The organism is Sulfurimonas sp. NWX79 (assembly GCF_039667035.1).
Lineage (GTDB): Bacteria > Campylobacterota > Campylobacteria > Campylobacterales > Sulfurimonadaceae > Sulfurimonas > Sulfurimonas indica.
The window spans coordinates 136,536-157,650 of record NZ_JALCZL010000001.1 but is presented as its reverse complement, the minus strand read 5'-3'; the positions used below and the strand labels follow the sequence as shown (position 1 = coordinate 157,650).

Here is a 21,115-nt window from a genome sequence, read left to right as displayed (position 1 = left end):
AACTACTTTTGTATACTTTTTAGGACATCTTCAAAACTGCCACGCACTATCTCTTTAACTGCGCAGGATATCATTAGGTTGAGAGGGTATGCAAAGTCCTCTATAGCTCTGTTTTCATTATCTACATAGTAACCGTTGACTAAATTTTTTTCATCATCATCAAAGCATTCTATGTAATCTCCAGTATCTTGCATATATACATAGACCTCCTTACCAAGTCCATACGCATATCCACACTCCCATATTGTCCCACTGTCTGGCTCTTTTCCACGAAACGGGTTTACATTTGCTATAACAATATCCGCTTCTTGAATCATTGCTTGATTTGCTTGAAATATATCCTGTGCTATTTTTTGTTTCGGCTGAGAAAAATTAACTACATTATCAAGTGGATAAAGTCCTTCATAGCCATACTCTTTACATAATGCAACCAGTCTTTTTCCTATCTCTATGGAATCTTTTTCAAAAACATCAGGACCTGCAATATAAATTTTTTTCATTTTTAAACACTCTCTAATATAATGCAACAATAATATCATATTTTTAATAAAGACGACTCAAAATATAAATAAATTTTTAACTTCAATAACTTAAGCGTAAAATTAGTCCTTTTTGCATATTCTACATTTAAAAAAGAGAAACAACTATGCCAAACAGATTAGCAAATGCAGACTCTCCATATCTGCAACAACACAAAGACAATCCGGTAGATTGGTGGCCATGGTGTGACGAAGCCTTTGAGACTGCAAAAAAAGAGAACAAAGCCATCTTTATCAGCATCGGCTACTCTTCATGCCACTGGTGTCACGTTATGGAAGAGAAAGTCTTTGAAAATGAGGAGTGCGCAAAGATTTTAAACGAGAGCTTTATCTCCATAAAAGTTGACCGTGAAGAGCGCCCTGACATCGATAAATATTATCAAGAGGTCTATATACTTCTAAATCGCCGTGCAGGTGGTTGGCCGACTTCAATTTTTTGTACACCCCAGAACAAACCGTTCTTTGCAGGAACATACATCCCGCCTGAGTCACAACAAGGTAGTATTGAGGGAATGGGACTTATCGAACTTACCAAACTTATTGCACGCAAAGTAAAAGAGCGTGATCCTAAACTCTTACAAAATGCAGATGAGATAGAAAACTTCATCAAACAGCCTGAGCATCCAAAAGAGGCAACAGTACTAAAAGAGGAGTTTTACAAACCATTCCTCACACAGGCAAAAAGCAACTACGACACACGTAACGGTGGTTTTTCAAGATCTCCAAAGTTTCCACATGTATCAACGCTTTACGCTCTGTTAACAATTGATAGAATCTATGAAGAGAAAAGTGTTAAAGCAATGGTAACAAATACTTTGGACAATATGACAAAAGGCGGCATGTACGACCTCATTGATGGAGGATTTTGTCGTTACAGTGTTGATGAGCGATGGCTTGTACCTCACTTTGAGAAGATGCTCTATGATAACGGACTGTTGTGTGGAGTCTATACAGATGCATACTTGTTATATGAAGATGAAAAGTATCTCAAAACTGCCAAAGAGATAGCTGACTTTTGGTATAACTATATGAATGAAGAGAATCTTTTCTATTCAGCAAGTGATGCAGACAGTGAAGGCCAAGAAGGTACATACTTTGTTTACAGCTATGAGGAGGTCTTTAGTGCACTTCAAGAGGCAGGATACAATAATGCCGAGCAGATGTGTCAAGAGATGGACATTTCACATCATGGTAACTTTGAAAATGCTAAAAGTATCGTACGTTTTGAAAATGGCATACCGGAGTGGTTTGATGATGTTAAGATCATCCTCCAAAAACTTCGTGCCGAGAGGGAGTATCCATTTATTGACAAAAAGGTACAAACCTCATGGTCTGCAATGCTTATCAACTCACTTTTCAAGCTTGGAGCGATTGACAGTAAGTACCATACAAAAGCCAAAGATTCACTTGATGCTCTTCTTGCTACTATGTATAAAGAGGAGAGACTCTACCATACAACACTCATTCATAAAGAGCCAAAAGTCGAAGCTTTCTTGGAAGATTATGCCTTCTTGGCACAAGCACTTCTTACTGCTTACAAATATACACAAGATGAAATGTATCTCATCACTGCGCACAGACTTGTAAACAAAGCACTGGAGAGATTTTATGACAAAGGTCTATGGAATTTCAGTGACGGTGAATTCAGTGTCAAAGCTGAAACTACAGATAACACATATACATCTTCAGTCTCTATTATGATTGATTGTATGCTTACGCTCTCTACCCTTTTAGAAGATGAGAAGTATGCTCATTTTGCCTTTAAAACGATGGAGTACAACTCTTATGATCTAGGCAGACGCCCTATCTATTATCCATATATGCTCACGCAGGCACTGCGATATTTAAAAGAGGACAGAATGATAAAAAGCTCGTTAAATAATTTTACAAACAATGCTTACGAGTTGGCAAAAATCCGCTTTCCTTTTGTACTTTTTAAAGCAGATGAGAGTGATGCATATATGATTTGTGGTAAAACAAGCTGTTTTGCCAACACTAATGATGTAAAAGAGATAGATAGGCTCATTAAAAACTCTTTTTAACCCAAATTATGTCATAAAAATTTCTAAAATTTAGCTATGTTTGTGCATAAGGGATATTTAGTAAAAATACTAAGCTACCTTATTGGTAGTATGTATTTTTAATGAATGTTCATTATGTGCAATGATAGTTGAAGTTTTTAATTTCATATGGCATAACTTGGGTTTAATCTTGAAAGTTTTATAATTGAGTGAAGGGGTCCACTTATGAATAAAACAAAAGAGAAACAGATAAAACATGTCAAAGGTGACAGAGTAGCTGTCTGGAAGAAAAAAGAGACCATAGCGTATGAGAATGAACTCAAACGTCTTCAGATTGAGCTGCTAAAGATGCAAAACTATGTAAAAGATACAGGTAAAAAAGTACTGATGATTTTTGAAGGGCGTGATGCCGCAGGAAAAGGTGGAACGATAAAGCGCATTACCGAGCATCTTAATCCTCGTGGTGCCCGTGTAGTTGCACTTGACAAACCAAGTGATATCGAAAAGACACAGTGGTATTTTCAGCGTTATGTACAGCATCTCCCAGCTGCTGGTGAAATCGTACTCTTTGACAGGAGTTGGTACAACCGTGCGGGAGTTGAGCCTGTTATGGGATTTTGTACACAAGAGGAACATAAAGAGTTTTTACATGAAGTACCCGAGTTTGAAAAGATGCTTGTAAACTCAGATATAAACATCTTTAAATTTTACTTTTCAGTCAGTAAAGATGAGCAAAAAAGACGTTTTGAAAAACGTCGTACAGACCCACTCAAACAGTACAAACTTTCTTCTGTTGATGAAAAGTCGCAGGGATTATGGGACAAATATACTATTGCAAAATACTCTATGCTCTTAGCATCCCATACAGAACATGCTCCATGGACTGTTATTCGTTCCAATGACAAAAAAAAGGCACGCATCAATACAATCAAACATATTTTAAACCATTTTGACTACCCAGATAAGATAGATAGGAAAAAACTCAAAGCCGATGAAAAAATCCGCATCCATGCAGATGATGAGATACGTATTATGGAGACAGAGATGACATTGAAAAAGACAAAGAGCTAAATCAGCAGAGTGTTAAATTATTTTAGCTATAATCCTCTTTTTACAAAGAGGGTTTATATGTTAGAAATGTTCAAAGATTTAGGCAAATATATATTTATGATTGAGCTTGGCCTCAAATACAAAAAAATCTTCAAACAAACTTTTTTTCATCCATTTATTACTCTGAAATATGGTTATAAAGAGCTTTCGCGTGCACGTGGCCAATACTCTAACAAAGTGCTTGACTTTTTAAATATAAACGTAAAACTCATAGGCGAACTGCCAAAAAAAGACAAAATCCTTTATGCTATCAACCACCGTTCACTTCTTGATATCATTGTTATGGAAAATATCTTCTCACGTTATAAGAAAAACGGTACATGGATAGCAAAACAGGAACTTTTTGAAGACCCGATTTATGGCAAATTTTTTGAATACAGCGGATGTATAGCAGTTGATTTGGAAAACAAACGCGGACTTCTCAACTTCTTTAAAACAATCAAGAAAATATTTTCCAAAGTCGATGATATGAATCTCTATATCTTTCCTGAAGGGGAACGTTTTAAAGGTGATGGTATCCATAAGTTCCAAAGCGGTGCCCAAAAGATTGCAAAAGCAAACAATCTTGATATCGTTCCTGTCTATATCAAAGGGAAAAATGAAGAGGTCTTTAAAAATGCTCCCTATGAAGAACCTTATAGTGTTGAAGTTTATGTAGGTGAGATTATCAGCCATGAAAATCTTGAAGAGAAATATTTGAAATTTTATAACAACATTGAAAAGAGTGCTTCATGAGTAAAATGACCTTAGGTGTAAATATAGACCATGTTGCAGTATTGCGTGAAGCACGCCGTGTTAATGACCCGGATATCCTTCAAGCTCTCTATGTAGCATGTGAAAATGGAGCAGATCAGATAACAATCCATCTGCGTGAGGATCGCCGGCATATTCAAGACAGTGATGTAAAAAATATCTTATCACACTCAAAATTACCGGTAAACTTGGAGTGTTCTATCAATAAAGATATTTTAGACATTGTAGCATCACTACGTCCACATCGTGCCACACTTGTACCTGAAAAACGGGAGGAAGTGACAACAGAAGGTGGTCTTGATGTTTTGACATACAGTGATGAAATTCATTATGCTATAGAGCAACTCCATGATGCACTCATCCCTGTTTCACTCTTTGTGGACCCGACAGTTGAGGCGATGGAGAAGTCAAAAGAGTTGGGTGCTGAAATGGTTGAGCTCCATACCGGTCTCTACTCCAACCTTTTTGCAATGCTGCACTCAAATCTTGCACACTCAAACCACTCCGTAAAAGAGTTGGAACTTCCTCGATATGAGCTAGAAACTAGGCTTGAAAAATCACTCCAAGATATTAAAATAGCAGCCCTACATGCAAAAAAGATAGGCCTTGAAGTCGCTGCAGGACATGGACTGAACTATCATAATGTCGATGCTATTATGAACATTGATGCCATTACAGAACTCAACATTGGTCAAAGTATTATTGCTCGTTCAGTATTTAGCGGTTTGGCTGAAGCTGTAAAAGAGATGAAACGCCTTACTACACGATGAGTCAGCAAACCATAGCTGTCAGTGTCGGAGACCTAAATGGTATCGGCATTGAGATAGCACTCAAAGCTCACGCAGAGATATCAAAGCTCTGCCACCCAGTTTACTGCATAAACAGAGAACTTCTCACGCAAGCTGCAAAGCTGCTTGATACTGCCATTCCAAATGATATGCAACTCTATGAAGTAGCAGGCAACTTTAGTATAGAAGCAGGAAAAGTCACTCAAAAGAGCGGCAGATACTCGTATGACTCTTTTATGACAGCAGTAGAGCTTTGTGAGACAGATAAAGCTGATGCGGTTGTTACACTCCCGATCCATAAAGAGGCATGGATGAAAGCAGACTTAGAGTATAAAGGTCATACAGACCTGCTTCGTAAACATTTTGGCAAAGAAGCTATTATGATGCTTGGTTGCCCTCAGATGTTTGTAGCACTCTTTAGTGAACATATTCCACTCAAAGAGGTTGCATCTGCACTGAGCTATGAAAAGCTCAAAACTTTTTTACTGGACCTACACAACTCTATCCAAAAAGAAAAAATAGCAGTTCTCGGACTCAACCCTCACGCAGGAGATAATGGTGTACTTGGTAATGAAGAAGAGATTATCACAAAAGCCATTGAAGATGTGAACCAAGAAGTAGCTTTTGAGCAGTTTATCGGACCTGTTGTACCTGATGTAGCCTTTGCACCCTACTTTCGAAAGAACTACAACTATTTTGTAGCGATGTATCATGACCAAGGCTTGGCACCACTCAAAGCACTCTACTTTGATGAGAGTATCAATATCTCTCTCAATCTGCCCATTATCCGCACATCGGTAGATCACGGTACGGCCTTTGATATTGCTTATAAAAACAGAGCAAATACTCTCAGCTATATCAATGCTGTAAAAAGTGCTATAGAGTTTACAAATAACTAAAAGATAATTATTTTCCTTTAAGATTTTTTTTGTTATACTTTTGTAACACAAAAGACAATATACTTGTCTTGAAAGTTAAAAAAAGAAGGAAAATAAAATGAAAAAAATCGTAGTACTCGCTTTTACAGCCGCTTCACTGATGGCAGGATCACTTATTGATGATGCAAAAAACGCTGGTCTAAAAGCTATTCCAGAGTCTCCAAGTGAGCTTTTAAAGCTTATAGACAACCCTAAAAACCCTATAACAAAAGCAAAAGTTGAACTTGGTAAGAAGCTTTACTTTGACCCACGCCTTTCAAAAAGCGGTCTTATCTCATGTAACTTCTGTCATAATCTCTCTAAAGGTGGAGATGATGGTATGCAAGCTGCAATTGGTCATAAATGGACAGCAAATCCTCACCATTTAAGCTCACCTACTGTATATAACTCAGTATTTAATGAGAAACAATTCTGGGATGGTAGAAGTCCAGATCTAGAAGACCAGGCTCAAGGTCCTATTCAAGCAGCACCTGAAATGGCAGCAACACCACAGCACGTTGTAAAAACTGTGACTTCTATGCCAGAATATGTAAAAGAGTTTAAAAAAGCATATGGTGATGATGTAAAAATTACTTTCAAAAAAGTTGCAGATACGATTGCGACATTTGAGCGTACACTTGTAACACCTTCACCATTTGATGCATTTATGAATGGTCATGAAGATGCTATGACAAAAGAGCAAAAAGAGGGTCTTAAAACTTTCATCCAAGTAGGTTGTACAACGTGTCATAACGGTGTAGGTATCGGTGGTGGCATGAATGCATTTAATGTTACAGCTACATACAAATATATGAACGTTGGTGACTTTAAAGGTGATAAAAACGGGATGGTTAAAGTACCAACTCTTAGAAACGTGACAGAGACCGGACCATATTTTCACAATGGTATGATTCCAACATTAAAAGATGCTATCAAAGAGATGGGACGCATTCAACTTGGTGTAAAAATCAGTGACAAACAAGCAAAATCGATCGAAGCTTTCCTTGGTGCTCTTGATGGTAAAAAACCATATATCAAAGTGCCAATGCTTCCGGCAACAAATGACAACACACCAAAACCAGTTGTAAAATAACTTCTTCATAGTAGCTTGAAAGCTACTATGAAACTCCTTTCTCCTTATCTGTTTTTTTCCATATTTTATAAAAATGATGTATAATCACTCTATATACTTAAAATATGGAGGGAAACATGTTTACTCTCACAGATGAAGAAAAAAAAGAGCTCAAAGAGATAGCTAAGCTGGCACTTTATGAAGCGGTACTGCAAAATAAGAGACTCCAACTCGACACAAGCAAACTCCCTCAAAAATTCAAAGAACATCTTGGTGCTTTTGTCACACTTAATGAAAATGGACAACTTCGTGGCTGTATCGGGCGTTTTGAACCAGACCAACCACTCTATGAGGTTATCATTGAGATGGCGATCTCTGCTTCACGCTACGACAACCGCTTTACACCCGTTACACCGGAGGAGTTGTCAAGCATTGACATTGAAATTTCAGTTTTAACGCCAAGGGTACGTGTCAATTCTGTTGATGATATTATTGTTGGTAAACATGGCATCTATATCTCCTATGGAGGCAGAAATGGTACCTATCTACCACAGGTGGCTACTGATATGGGATGGGATAAGGAGCAGTTTGTTCGTAGTTGCTGTATAGAAAAAGCAGGAATACCACCCCAGCACTGCAAAGATGCAGAGCTTTATGTCTATGAGGCTATCGTCTTTTAGTCTCTGACAGGTATATAGGCAAAACCTTCATTTTGCTTATCAATCAGACCGATTGTAGAGTTTGGAACGATTTTCACAAACTCTACTATGTCTTTCTTTTCTAGTTTATTTCTCTTCATAGCAGCACCACACATAATAAACTCAACCTCATATGTATCGCTCATAGAAGCTATTCTTTTTTTCAACTCTTTATAGTTTTGCACCAACTTTTTGTCATCTTTAAATAGTGTGCTTTTTATATCTTTTACAAAAAATCTGTATGCACCGCCATGAATGACAACAGCTACTTCAAGCTCTTTTAGATTACTTTCATAATGGCTCTTATTGTAAGTAATACCTTTGAGTATATTTTTTTCAAATTTAGCCATATTACTCGTAGTTAAATCATAGACAACTTTTGGATTTTCCTCATCGCCAAAGGCTGCACCAATAATAAGCACTAAAAATATCAATATTTTTTTCATCAAACACTTCCTTAATAAAATTTAAAAAGTGTAGCATCTATTTGTAAAATAAATATAAAAGAAAAAAGTTATGAAGTATTTAAAGTGAGCCAAAAGGCTCACGCAAGGTTTTATAGAGTCTCTGGAGTAAGTCCAACTTCTTCTAAATAGTGACGCAGTTCGACAATAGCATCTTTTGAAAGTGTATTTCCCTGATGTGGCAATGGCATAGAAAACATTTTACCATTTACATGAATCTTTGCATGATGTTCTTTTGTTAAGTCAATCTCTGCTCCATAATGCTCTAACGCATGTAATAGTTTCTTTGAATCAATATTTCCAGAGATTGGATGATCAAAAATTTTTTTGATTTTTTCTTTGTGTTTACTCATATGCAAAACTCCTTCTTTGTATATATTATAATTATCGCTTTTTAAAGATTAAAAGCGTCTTATCTTCCGTATCATAGAGAGAAAATGTCTGTTTATCTACCAGTTTTAATCCACTTAGTTTTTGAAAAAATTGAATTTTATGAAAATACTGCACAATCGTATCTTGATACTTAGTATATCTGCCATCTTCACCCTTTTCAAAAAGAGTAAATTTCGTATGGAGCTCATTGTTTTCAAACACTGCATCTACACTTAAGAACTCACTTTCACTATCACTGCTCATTGTACCCTCAGCGACATCAGAAAAACCATAGAGTGTATTGATATCTGCAATGAAGATACCATCATCATTCAGTTTATCAGCCATTGCTTCTAAGAATTCTAAGAGCTCCTCTTTTGACATAAAGTTCAGTACATCAAAAATGCTGACAATCGCATCATACTTCCCCTTTACATCTTTTGCATCAACAGACTCAGCATCAAGTCCTTTTGCCTTGCACTCTTCAACCATCAGAGTACTTAAATCAACTCCCTTACACTCTACACCATCACTTATCATACGCTCCATAAAGCCACCACGACCACAGCCAACATCAAGCAGTGTTTTTACATTGTAGTCATCAAGTTCTGAGCGATAGAGGTCATAAAGCGCTTCAGTTGCTTCTTCTATGCCTAAAAGATGTTCTGCTTTTGCATAAAGGTCTAAGTTTGTCATCTATGCTTTATTCTCTTCTTGAATAACATCACGGATTTTCTCATAGATATCAAGCACTTCATCTTTTTTTGCGATATAGGAATTTTTATTTGCTATGAGGTATGTTGAACTTGTCATAATATCTTCTACAACTTCTAAACCGTTTTGCTTCATCGTTGTACCAGTTTCGACAATATCAACGATCATATCAGCAAGTCCAATAAGAGGAGCAAGTTCAATGGAACCATAAAGCTTAATAATCTCAACACTAACAGCTCTCTCTTCAAAGTAACGTTTTGTGATATTTACCATTTTAGAAGCAACTTTAAGTTCAGGTTTTGTCAGGTCAAGCTTTTCACCTTTTTTCATCCCGATAGCTACTTTACAGATACCACGACGAAGATCTAAAAGACGCACTACATCAAGGCCCTGCTCTTCTAAAGTATCAAGCCCTACGACACCGATATCTGCTGCTTGATGATAAACATAGGTTGCGACATCCTGATTACGTACAAGTAAAAAACGAAACTTTGGCGTCTCTAAAATCAATTTTCTATCATCAAATTTAAAACTATCACCAAAGATAGTCTCAAAAATCTCTAAAGTCTCCTTGGCAATACGACCTTTAGGAAGTGCAACAGTTAGCATTAAAACAGCCTTTAATTTTTTTGAAATTTTATCTAAAATAAACTCAAAAACTAATAAGTTTGAAAATATTTTTTTTCAATATCTGATACTGATAAAATATTCTCTTTTTCCAAGTCTATATTGACAACTTCACACAATATATTTTTCTGTTCTACAAGAGCTTTAATAGAGTTCTGAATTTTTTCAATTTGACACTCTTTATTGTCCAAAAAAACAAAATCATCTCCAAAAATTCTAAAAGCATTAGAATGCTCAAAACACTGTTTGAATATAGCAGCTATTTGTCTCAAAAGCTCATCACCCTGTTTCCAGCCATACTCTTTGTTATATTTTGAAAAATTTTTCAGCTTGAAAATATGTAAAGAACTATACTTTTTTTCAAATTGATTTCTTACCAACACAACTTCAAGATAGTGCTGATTGTATAAATCTGTTAACATATCTTTATAGAAATATGCAAATCTCTCTTTTTCAATTTCTGTTCGAGGTAGCTGATCTATATTTTCATCTATAACTACATTTTTTAGCACATTAGAAGCAGCATCAACAACATCAGGATTGAATAAAATTCCTTTTAGACTCATCAACTCTTCAAGAGCCTCTTGAACCGTTTTTCTTCCTTTATATATCCGATTTGTAGTCATTGCATCAAATGTATCTGCAACGGCCATAATCTTTGCTAAGGGTACAATCTCACTGTCGTTTAATGCTCTGGGATAACCACTTCCGTTATATCTTTCATGATGCGCATATACGATTTCTGCCAATTCCTTAAACATAGGAATATGGGTAAGCAAACGATAACCGACATCCACATGTTCTTGTATTAGTTTATATTCCAGCTCATTGAGTTTATGAGGGTTGAGAAGAACAACATCAGGTGTCGCAACTTTCCCGATATCATGTAAAATTCCTGCTTGATAAACTTTATCACAGTCATCTTTAGAAAACCCCATCTTCTCAGCTATTATTCTACTATAATTTGCGACCCTTTGACTATGCCCTGCTGTATAGGTATCACGATCCTCAATCATTTCAACCATAGAAAGTAATGTCTTTTCATAATTATATTTTTGAAAATGAATCATACTGTTGAGTTCAGACGTTTTTTGTTCAACCATACGTTTTAAGTGTTTTTTATACTCTTCATTTTGTGCATATTTATATATTTTTTCTACTATTTTAAAAAGTTCATAATTTAATTGTTCATAATTAAAAGGTTTGATAATATAACCATCAATACCTATTCTAATCGCCTTAATCATATATTCGGCTTCACTATGTGCAGTAGTTATTAACACTGTTTGCTCTTTATGTAATGCCCGGATTTTTTCTAGCATTTCCAATCCATTCATCTTTGGCATTGATAAATCGGTTATAACAATGTCAAAATTTCCACTTTTATAGTATTGAAGCCCTTCTTCACCATCTTTAGCGACTCTAACCTGTTTAAAAAACTTACTTAAATAGTTTGTCATTTCCTTTTGAATTAAAAGATCATCTTCTACATATAATATTGTAAATTTTTTTCCTAGTTGTTGAAGTAACTTTAAATCCACTGCTGATAACCTTGTTAAAATATTTATTTTTAATTATATCTTAATTTTGATAAATAACAATTTCTCAACAAACCACTAAATGTCCCTAAAATATGGACTACACTCTGTATTGCAAAAATACAAAATTATGCTAAAATAAAAATAGTTTTAAAGATTCGTATCAAATAAAAGAGAGAAAATGAAAAATTTCATATATGTTGGAATTGGTGCTAGTGCCGGTGGTCTACAAGCTCTAAAAAAATTGGTCTCAAAGCTACCCGGTACATTCAACTATGTTTATATCATAGCGCAACATTTAGATCCGAATAAAAAAAGTTCTCTTACAGAAATTTTGACAAAATATGCCAATATGCCTGTAGAGACAATTACACAAAACACAAAGTATAGTGCTAATCATATTTATATCATTCCGCCAGGGCATAATATTATATATAAAAAACATCATTTATACTTGCAAAAGACAGATCTTCAGATACACAACCCGACTCCATCCGTAGATAAACTTTTTGAAGCTTTGGCACTTTATAAAAAACAAGACTCTATTGGAATCATATTAACAGGTTCCGGTCATGATGGAACACAAGGCATTAAAACAATTAAAGAGTACTCAGGCATCACTATCGCTCAACTACCGCAAGAAGCATATTGCAAAAGTATGCCTCAAAGCGCAATAGAGTCTCATATGATAGACTATATTTTAACTATTGATGAAATCGCTGAAGAGCTCACTCATTCACTATATACAAAGCTACCGGCTCCATTTAAAAAAATCCAGAACCTATTACATACAAAAGAAAAATTCAATATAGAAAAATATAAAAATGAAACTATTTTACGCCGTATCAACAAAAGAATGTTACTTGTCAATGTAAATACCTTAGATGAATATTTAGCCTATTTAAACGAACATCCCAACGAGCTTCATCTTTTATATCAAAATATATTGATCGGAGTTACAGAGTTTTTTAGAGATCCAGAAGCCTTTGACGCTTTAGAGGATGAAATATATATTTATCTCAAAGATAAACCAGACGGCTATATATTACGACTCTGGTCTATTGCCTGTTCAACAGGAGAAGAAGCCTACTCTCTTGCGATTTTGGTCTCAAAGGTAAGTGAAAAGCTTAACAAAGAGTTTGATGTACATATCTTTGCAACTGATATAGATGATAAAGCTCTGGAGAGAGCACGCAATGGTATCTATTCGGCTGAGGCTGTTCAAAAAATCGATAAAAACATACTGAGTAAATATTTTATTAAAATCAATAATGATTATAAAATAGTGGAAAAAATCCGCAAACAGATTATATTTACAAAACATAATATCTTGAATGAGCCTCCCTTTATCAATCAAGATATCATTAGTTGCAGAAATTTACTAATTTATATACTGCCTGAAGTACAACAAGAAATTTTTACACTTCTACACTATGTGCTTAAAGACAAAGGAATCTTATTCTTAGGCTCTTCAGAGTCCACACTGACAAGCATACGGTATTTTGTAGCTTTGAACTCTCAATATAAAATATATATGAAAGAAAGACTTGAGAATCCTCCTAAAATTTCGTCACACTATTTTTCAAAACATTTAGAAGAGAATAACAAAGCTTTAGAGCAACGTATCCATAAAAAAGATGATCTTAATATTGAACATGATTTAGAAAAAAATATATTTGACTTTTTTGCACCCAACTGTATCGTTATTGACCATACCTACAATATAGTATATAAAAAAGGTTCACTGCCATTTCTCCATATCCCTGATGGCTTTATCAGTTTAAATATACTTGATAATTTACACCAATCTCTTCGCTATGATGTTAATCGTATTATAAAGCAAGCTTTTCGACTAAAAAATACGCAAAAAAGTAAATTTATAGAAATTACTTTGGAAAACAAAGAAAAATGTTTTATTAGAATAATAGCTTCTCCATATAAAAAAGAGAGCTCACGTCAAATGCTTTTTCTCTATTTCCAACTTTTATCTGCTGATGAATTACAATTTAATACAGCAGATTTAAAACTTCCCGATGAATCTTTTGTCATCAAAAGTCTCACAACACAACTTGCACAAATCCAAGAAGAGAACCGTTTACTCTCTGACGAGCTTATTGTCACAAAAGAAAATATGCAACTTTTAAATGAAGAGCTGCAAAGTTCCAATGAAGAGCTACAAAGTTCCAATGAAGAACTTGAAACATCAAACGAGGAGTTACAAAGTTCCAATGAAGAACTTCACATATCAATCCTTAATGAGCAAAAACTGCAACAACAACTATCAAGTATCCTCAATGCAACTCAAGATGGCATTATTGGGCTAGATTTGCAAGGAAATCATACATTTGTAAATGATGCAGCTATTAACATTTTAGGATTTTCAAAAGATGAACTGCTCAATAATAATGCACATAAACTTTGGCATCATACAAAACCAGACGGTTCAAACTACCCTTTTGAAGAGTGTACTTTACATAATCATCTCATCAACAAAGAATCAATCAGGACCGAAGATCTCTTTTGGAAAAAAGATGGTACACCTATAAATGTTGAAGTGTTACAAAATCCTATTGTAGAAGATGGAAAACTTATAGGGGCAGTTCTCTCCTTTCATGATATAACAGAGAAAATCAAACTCAAAAAAATTGCAGAGCATGAGCATAGATTAGCAGAGCTCTATATGAACATAGTAGGAACCCTTGTCATGACTCTTGATATAGATGGGAATATTACCATGATAAATAAAGAAGGAGCAAAACTTCTTGGTCTTTCTCAGAATGCCGTAATTGGTAGAAATTGGTTCGAGACTTTTATCTCTTCTGATATTAGAAATGAACTCAAGCATATGTTTGACAACATGATAAGTGGATTGAAAAAACTAGTTGTACATCATACTAATAAAATCATTGATATAAACGGAGAGGAGCACCTTATCTCCTGGACAAATAATTATACTCGAGATATTAATAATAATATCACAGGTATTATCAGTTCAGGAATAGATATAACAAAAGAAGAAGAGCTTTCAAAAAAACTTTTTGAACAAGAACATTTATATAAACTTACTTTTGAGGAAGCAGATATCGGAATCGCCCATACTACACTTGATGGCACATGGATAGATACAAATGAATATATGAGCCATCTTTTAGGCTATACAAAACATGAGTTTCAACAAATGACAGTTTCACAAATCACACATGAAGATGATAAGCATACAGACCAAATTATGATGCAACAACTTTTAGACAAAGATAAAAACAGTTATCATATTGAAAAGCGATATATTCATAAAAATGGAGATATTATATGGGTATCGCTATCTGTTGTTGTTTTAAAAGATGAGAACAAAAATCCACTCTATTTTCTGAAAATAATACGTGATATTTCACAATTGAAACTACTAATGTATCAACTTGAAACAGAAAAAGAACGCTTTGAAAAAATTATTGACTTTACTCCTATTCCTTTAATGCTCTACAAACAAGACGGTGAAATCATTTTGCTCAACCAAGTTTTTACAGAAACCACTGGTTATACTCAAGAAGAGATCTTAACAATTGATGAGTTGATAACACAGCTTTTCCGGCATGAAAATGCTGAAAAAAAATCTGAAATAAAACAATATTATAAAAATCCACTCAAAAAAATGCACGAACAACAGACAATTATCACAAAATCAGGAGGCAAGAGAATCGGTATATTAAATGCTGTATCACTTGATAATTGGAAAACCACTCAAACAATATATTATCTCATTGCGATTGTGGATATTACAGACTTACAGAAAAAAGATGAACTCATGATAGCACAATCTCGTCAAGCGGCTATGGGAGATATGCTAACAATGATAGCCCATCAGTGGAGACAACCCTTAAGTGTCATTTCAATGCTTGCAAATAACCTGAAAGTAAAAAAAGAATTACATGAAGAAATAACACAAGAAGATATTAGCCATCTTATAGTTACACTGAACAAACAGACAGATTATCTTTCTCATACGATTGATGATTTTAGAGATTTTTTTAAACCAGACAAAATAAAAGAAAAAACTTCGATAGATGCTATTCTTAAAAAAACAACAACACTGGTAGAAAAATCTTTAGAAGATAATAATATTAAACTAGAGATATCAAGCCATCCTAGCATCACTATCACAACTTATCCAAATCAGCTTATTCAAACTATAATAAACCTTATAAACAATGCAAAAGATGCAATTAAAGAACACACTCCAAACAATGGGCTAATCAAAATCTCTGTTTCTCAAGAAAAAGACAATGTAAAAATCACTATTTGTGATAACGGAGGAGGAATTGATCCAGATATTATAGATAAAATTGGTCAGCCTTACGTAACAACAAAATCAAAAAACGGCACAGGACTTGGACTCTATATGTCTATAATCATTATTTCAAAACATCTTGGAGGTACACTTGAGTGGCAAAGTGACAATATAGGGAGTTGCTTTGATATCACTCTGCCAAACAACTAAAAGCTTAGTTCTTAGAGGCAATGATTTTCTGCATAGATGTGAAAATCAATTTTGTTTCTACTTTTGCTTCTGGAAATATCTTTTTCAGTTGACTTGCATCACCACCGGTCAATATAATAGGTAAATTATGTGAGAGCACTTCATCCCGTAAAGGTTTTAAATAGGCATAACTGATTGCATTATGGGTATTCTTTGGCAAACAGCTCATATCCAATTCAAAATTTATTGTAGTTTCCAAAACAGGAGAAATATTTTTATATGCGAGTTCTATGGCTTTTAGTCCAGGATAGATAAATCCTCCTTCAAATGCTCCATTATGAACCACATCAACGGTTATCGCAGAGCCGGCATCAATGATTATACCATTCTCAACTGCTTCTATGGCAAAAATTCTGTCAACACCCATTGTCTCATAATATTTCTCCCAATCAATGAAAGAGGAGAGGTCTATCCAATTCTCTAAAAGATGTAGTTTTTGAGAGACAGCTTTATTTACAGAGATATAATAAGTTCTCTCTTTTATAGTTGAAGGATCAAATGTATCTACATCCTTTTTAAACTCTTTATCACCCTTTAAAAAATGATATGAGGTATTTCCAATGTCACACAGTAACATTACTGGATTTTCCAGCCTGCTTCTTTAAAGGCTTTTGCAGCTTTAGAACAAAGCGGTGCATCGATGAAAAGAATCTTATACTTAAAGTTATGTTCACAAAAAAGTGTCAGCTTTGCATAAATCTCTTCAAATTTATGCACATCTTTCATCAAAATTCTACTCTTTTGACTTACTGCAAAAATAGTCCAAAAATAACCATTAACATCAGTTGCTTTATAGATTTTGATTCTGTTTCTAATACCTAAATCCTTCGGTGGGATCTCTTGCATCTTTTTAAAAATTTTACCCTTTTGTCTTAGGGAATCAACAACCATCTGCATATCTATACGACATCCTTTACGAGTATTTTTTCATAAATGCTTCACAATCTACTTTTGAAAGTGCTTTTGAATAGTAGAAACCTTGGATATTATGACATCCTGCTTGTACTAAAAACTCAACCTGTCCTTCTGTCTCCACACCTTCAGCAATTGTCTCAAGCTCTAAGTTTCTTGCCAAATCAATAATTGTTTTTACAATAGCAGCATCATCTTCATCCTCAGGTATCTCCATAACAAAACTTCTATCAATTTTTAGTTGAGAAACTGGAAGTTTTTTCAAGTAAGACAATGATGAGTAACCTGTACCAAAATCATCAATGGCAATAGAGATACCAAGACTTCTAATAGAGCGTAAAATGTCAATAGAACGTTCCGGATCTTTCATAATCTGAGACTCTAAAATCTCCAGTTCTAAAAATTTCGTATCTACACGACTCTTCTCAACGAGTTGGTAAAGCTCACTTCTAAAATCTTCACTTTCAAGTTTTTTCGTAGAGATGTTGATGGAGAGTTTTCCAGTATTATATCCAACGGCTCTCCACTCTACAAGTTGTTTTACACAGTGTTCCAGCATATATCTGTCAATCTCTACAATTAATCCTATCTCTTCAGCAAAAGGAATAAACTCTATAGGATAAAGTAGACCTTTTGTCGGATGCTTCCATCGAATAAGTGCTTCAAGTCCTACAATGCGCAGTGTTGTTGCATCTATTTTTGGTTGATAGTAAGCTTCAAACTCACCCTTACGCAAACCATTTCTGATATCGGCATCTAATTCTAGTCGTTTTCTGACTAATTCCGTCATTTTCTCATTATAAAACTGATAGGTATTTTTCCCGCTATCTTTTGCTTTATACATAGCTGTATCTGCATTTCTCAGAAGGATATCAGGATTCTCCCCATCTTGCTTATACACACTGACACCCACACTGAAAGTTGTATGTATCTCTACACCTAAGAGTAAAAATGGTTTTCGCATAACATCAAAAATCTTTTCAATAACTTTTATAACACTTACCTGATTGGCATTTGGCAGTAAAACAGTAAATTCATCTCCACCTATTCGAGCTACGGTATCATCTTCTCTTACACATGCAAGCAATCTAATTGCAATATTTTTCAGTAGCTCATCTCCGACATCATGTCCATAGGTATCATTGACCTCTTTAAATCTGTCTAAATCCAAAAAGAGTACAGCCAAAGATTGATGTTCTCTTTTAGCATGTTTAATACCTTGCTTCAATCGATCAAGGAAAAGGTTTTTATTTGGTAGTGCTGTCAAAGCATCATGGTGAGCAAGATATTTCATTTTCTTGCTCTGTTTTTGTAGCTCTTCTGTCTTTTCTTCTACAGCATACTCAAGTATCTCATTTTGTTGCTGTATAAATCGCTTATAATTAACATTATAGATAATATATAAAAAGAGCAGTAAAAAGAAAAAGATCAATACAAGTGTTTTAATAATGTTATCTCTTGTCTGATATATCTCACTTATATCTATTTCACTCAGTGGCTTTGAGATGATAAAATATGCCATCGGACGATTATCCATACCATCTACCTTCACTAGAGTAAAAATATAACCATTTCGTTCATCAATCTTATAACCATCAATCTCTGTAAAATAGTTGACGTTTCGTTTTTTTAAGATGTTAAAAATATGCTCATTACTGTGTGGATTTGCAATATAATAACCATTGATAAAGATACCGGAACTTGAACGTGTAAGTTGTTTTTTGTACTGTTTATCAACAACTATCAGAGTCTCATAACCCTTACTTTCAAGTTTTGCAACAAGTGAGTTGAACTTTGCCAATGTCTCAATCATTCCAATAAATCTGCCATATTTGTTAGACATAGGAACCATTGCTTTAAAAGTTAAATCAAACTTCCCAACACTAATTGTTGACATAACCTTTGGGAGACGTATCATTTTTGCAACATCCAAGCGAATACTCGCTACATTATCACCTTTTTGCGATGTCCAACTCCTATAAACACTTACACCGTTATCATCAATGATTTGAAACCAGACATTATCTAAAGATGTATATTTTTGGAGTAGCGATGAAAGATTGTTGAGTGCCAATTTACTATATTGTTTTGTTCTTATTATCTTCTTGACTATTTTATCTTCAGAGAGTGTCAAACAGACAAGCAGTACAGCTTCAGACTTCTCACGTATCAACAATTCAAGATCATTACGCATCTCTTTTGAAATTTCGAGATATTTTTTAGCCTTTAAGTCATCTACACGCTGTGTAGTATAGATATAGGAAAAGCTAAATATAATTGCCAGTAAGATAAAACCGACTAAAAAAACTCGAAACCCTCTGTTCATATAGTATCCAACTGCCTTATTTACTTAAACCCAGTTCGGCAAAGAGTGTCTCAAAATATTCACTCACTTCTAACAACTCTTCTTTTAAAAGACCAAAAGCCTTATCTTCTTCATACCACTCTTCAATACGTTTGACACTGTCACTTTTTTCATTGTCACTTAACTCTTTTGCCTTTGTAACAGCATCTTTGATTTTTTCTAAATGTTCTCTATGTTTATGTGCGCTCATTCTTTTTCCTTTTTAATAATTGTTATATTTTCCAGCTTCAATATCTACACGGATTGCATCTATTTTTTCTTGCATCATATCAATTAAGACCTTAGCCGCTTCTTTATCATCAGCCTCAGGAACATCCCAGTCTGTAATTTTCATATTTACTTTAAAAAGAAGCTCTAACTCTTTTTGAATCTCACCTTTTCTACTTAGCAACTCTTTGATAACCGTATCTTGCTGACTCATTTTTTCATCCTTCTTGTTTATTTCAATAAGTATGTCTTTTCATCCTTTCTCATAAAAATTGTACTCTTTTATTATAAATTATCACTTAACAACACCTTTGTTTTTCTTAGTAAAAAGAATAGTTCCCAGAAGCAAAATCGTGATAAACACTGCACCAGAAAGCGAAAAGTTTATCGCAACATAAAAACTGTACCGTGACCAGATAAGACCTATCAACAAAGCACCAACTGCACTGAAGATTGCAATACCCCCATAAAAAACACCATATACAAAACCTTGGGAGATCGCATTTTTAGAGATATATACACGCATAGCATTTAAAGATACAACAGTAAAAGCTCCAAAGAAAGCAAATGACAACCATACCAACTCATACTCCATCGATAGAAGTGAGAAAATCCCAAAAACATACGCAAACAAAAGTATGATTTTAGCACCCATTTTATCTATAAGTACTCCGCTGTAGTAACTTAAAACCACTTGTGTCAAAGTTGAAGTAATAGCCAAGAGAGGAATCTGTGAAAGTGTCATTCCAACATCTTTTGCACGCAGTAAAAAATATTGGTCACTCATAAAAAACAGTAGAAAGAAAAAGTAACTTCCTAAAACCCAAAAAAGCCTATAATCCTCTTTTTGAATTACAAAATTACTTTTTTTCTCTTTTTTCGGTGTATCTTTTACAAAAAACAGTACTATAAAAACACCCATCATTCCAGGTAAAAATGTCCAGGCAAATATACCTCTGATAAGCGTTTCATTCTGTATAGAAGAGAAGAAAAATACGAACACAATGATGAGTGAGCCCAGCATCTCCCCTGAGACATCCATCATCTTATGAAAACCAAAACTCTTCCCCTCTTTCTCTTTTTTACTGTAACTACTGATAAGTGCATCTTTAGAAGCACTTCTTATGGCTTTTCCCATCCTCTCTAACGAACGAAGCAATGCAACAGAAGTATAGGAGTATGAAAACGCAAGCAATGGTTTTGTGAGTGCAGATATCAGATAGCCCCCTGCTACAAAAGGTTTGACTATCTGATACCTGTCACTCAAGTATCCAAACAGAATTCGGAGTGCATACGATACAAATGTAGCAACAGCGATAATATAACCAAGCTTGTCAATACCCTCATCCAAAACATAAACTACAAAAACAGGTAGCAATGTCGTCACCATGGCTGACGCCATATCTGTAAAAAAACTAACCCAACCAATCGCTATTACATTTGAATTGATATTTTTCACAGATTTTCCTTTTCAAGTTTCATTG

The 21,115-nt window shown here is 34.6% G+C and carries 20 protein-coding genes; 8 read left to right on the top strand and 12 right to left on the bottom strand.

Going from position 1 to position 21,115, the window contains the following annotated elements; genetic code table 11:
• Positions 1–2: 2 nt before the first annotated feature.
• Positions 3–500: a nucleoside 2-deoxyribosyltransferase gene (locus tag MNY27_RS00820; RefSeq protein WP_346391762.1), complete on the bottom strand. Its 498-nt coding sequence runs from the start codon at positions 498–500 to the stop codon at positions 3–5.
• Positions 501–646: 146 nt separating this feature from the next.
• On the opposite strand from MNY27_RS00820, the gene MNY27_RS00815 reads away from it, so the two are divergent.
• The 7 genes from MNY27_RS00815 to amrA all read left to right on the top strand — a co-directional run bounded on the left by MNY27_RS00815 (position 647) and on the right by amrA (position 7,880).
• The gene (locus tag MNY27_RS00815; protein ID WP_346391761.1) at positions 647–2,581 is read left to right on the top strand and encodes a thioredoxin domain-containing protein; all 1,935 of its coding nucleotides are present in this window, start codon (positions 647–649) and stop codon (positions 2,579–2,581) included.
• Positions 2,582–2,785: 204 nt separating this feature from the next.
• On the top strand, positions 2,786–3,631 hold the full coding sequence (gene ppk2, locus MNY27_RS00810; protein ID WP_152183050.1) for a polyphosphate kinase 2: 846 nt from the start codon (positions 2,786–2,788) through the stop codon (positions 3,629–3,631).
• Between the two features lie 57 nt (positions 3,632–3,688).
• Positions 3,689–4,405 (top strand): lysophospholipid acyltransferase family protein, encoded by a 717-nt coding sequence (locus MNY27_RS00805; RefSeq protein ID WP_246153790.1) that lies wholly within the window; start codon positions 3,689–3,691, stop codon positions 4,403–4,405.
• 5 nt (positions 4,406–4,410) lie between these two features.
• Positions 4,411–5,193 (top strand): pyridoxine 5'-phosphate synthase, encoded by a 783-nt coding sequence (locus tag MNY27_RS00800; RefSeq protein WP_188109411.1) that lies wholly within the window; start codon positions 4,411–4,413, stop codon positions 5,191–5,193.
• Positions 5,190–6,110, top strand: coding sequence for a 4-hydroxythreonine-4-phosphate dehydrogenase (gene pdxA, locus MNY27_RS00795; RefSeq protein ID WP_152183052.1), 921 nt, complete (start codon positions 5,190–5,192; stop codon positions 6,108–6,110). Before MNY27_RS00800 ends, pdxA begins: the two co-directional genes overlap by 4 nt.
• A 97-nt stretch (positions 6,111–6,207) precedes the next feature.
• Entirely contained in the window at positions 6,208–7,221 is a 1,014-nt protein-coding gene (locus MNY27_RS00790) for a cytochrome-c peroxidase (protein ID WP_152183053.1), read from the top strand.
• Between the two features lie 116 nt (positions 7,222–7,337).
• Positions 7,338–7,880 (top strand): AmmeMemoRadiSam system protein A, encoded by a 543-nt coding sequence (amrA, locus tag MNY27_RS00785; RefSeq protein WP_152183054.1) that lies wholly within the window; start codon positions 7,338–7,340, stop codon positions 7,878–7,880.
• Here amrA and MNY27_RS00780 read toward each other — a convergent pair.
• The 5 genes from MNY27_RS00780 to MNY27_RS00760 all read right to left on the bottom strand — a co-directional run bounded on the left by MNY27_RS00780 (position 7,877) and on the right by MNY27_RS00760 (position 11,616).
• On the bottom strand, positions 7,877–8,344 hold the full coding sequence (locus tag MNY27_RS00780) for a DsrE family protein (protein WP_152183055.1): 468 nt from the start codon (positions 8,342–8,344) through the stop codon (positions 7,877–7,879). The genes amrA and MNY27_RS00780 overlap by 4 nt on opposite strands.
• A 110-nt stretch (positions 8,345–8,454) precedes the next feature.
• Positions 8,455–8,715 (bottom strand): hypothetical protein, encoded by a 261-nt coding sequence (locus tag MNY27_RS00775; protein ID WP_152183056.1) that lies wholly within the window; start codon positions 8,713–8,715, stop codon positions 8,455–8,457.
• Positions 8,716–8,746: 31 nt separating this feature from the next.
• Complete coding sequence (locus tag MNY27_RS00770; protein WP_152183057.1) at positions 8,747–9,430, bottom strand: class I SAM-dependent methyltransferase; 684 nt, start codon at positions 9,428–9,430, stop codon at positions 8,747–8,749.
• Positions 9,431–10,057: an ATP phosphoribosyltransferase gene (hisG, locus tag MNY27_RS00765; RefSeq protein WP_152183058.1), complete on the bottom strand. Its 627-nt coding sequence runs from the start codon at positions 10,055–10,057 to the stop codon at positions 9,431–9,433.
• Positions 10,058–10,107: 50 nt separating this feature from the next.
• On the bottom strand, positions 10,108–11,616 hold the full coding sequence (locus tag MNY27_RS00760; RefSeq protein ID WP_152183059.1) for an HD domain-containing phosphohydrolase: 1,509 nt from the start codon (positions 11,614–11,616) through the stop codon (positions 10,108–10,110).
• A 178-nt stretch (positions 11,617–11,794) separates the two neighbouring features.
• Here MNY27_RS00760 and MNY27_RS00755 point away from each other — a divergent pair, with 178 nt between their 5' ends.
• Positions 11,795–16,108, top strand: coding sequence for a PAS domain S-box protein (locus tag MNY27_RS00755; protein WP_346391760.1), 4,314 nt, complete (start codon positions 11,795–11,797; stop codon positions 16,106–16,108).
• A gap of 4 nt (positions 16,109–16,112) precedes the next feature.
• On the opposite strand, the gene MNY27_RS00750 is transcribed toward MNY27_RS00755, so the two are convergent.
• The 6 genes from MNY27_RS00750 to MNY27_RS00725 all read right to left on the bottom strand — a co-directional run bounded on the left by MNY27_RS00750 (position 16,113) and on the right by MNY27_RS00725 (position 21,090).
• Complete coding sequence (locus MNY27_RS00750; RefSeq protein ID WP_346391759.1) at positions 16,113–16,724, bottom strand: type III pantothenate kinase; 612 nt, start codon at positions 16,722–16,724, stop codon at positions 16,113–16,115.
• Entirely contained in the window at positions 16,724–17,044 is a 321-nt protein-coding gene (locus tag MNY27_RS00745) for a hypothetical protein (protein WP_152183594.1), read from the bottom strand. The genes MNY27_RS00750 and MNY27_RS00745 overlap by 1 nt, the downstream gene beginning before the upstream one ends.
• Before the next feature lie 16 nt (positions 17,045–17,060).
• A complete protein-coding gene (locus MNY27_RS00740; protein ID WP_346391758.1) occupies positions 17,061–19,385 on the bottom strand; it encodes an EAL domain-containing protein in 2,325 nt (774 codons plus the stop codon).
• 16 nt (positions 19,386–19,401) lie between these two features.
• Positions 19,402–19,614: a hypothetical protein gene (locus MNY27_RS00735; protein ID WP_152183592.1), complete on the bottom strand. Its 213-nt coding sequence runs from the start codon at positions 19,612–19,614 to the stop codon at positions 19,402–19,404.
• A gap of 12 nt (positions 19,615–19,626) precedes the next feature.
• Complete coding sequence (locus MNY27_RS00730; protein ID WP_152183591.1) at positions 19,627–19,845, bottom strand: hypothetical protein; 219 nt, start codon at positions 19,843–19,845, stop codon at positions 19,627–19,629.
• An 81-nt stretch (positions 19,846–19,926) separates the two neighbouring features.
• The gene (locus MNY27_RS00725) at positions 19,927–21,090 is read right to left on the bottom strand and encodes an MFS transporter (protein WP_346391757.1); all 1,164 of its coding nucleotides are present in this window, start codon (positions 21,088–21,090) and stop codon (positions 19,927–19,929) included.
• Positions 21,091–21,115 lie beyond the last annotated feature (25 nt).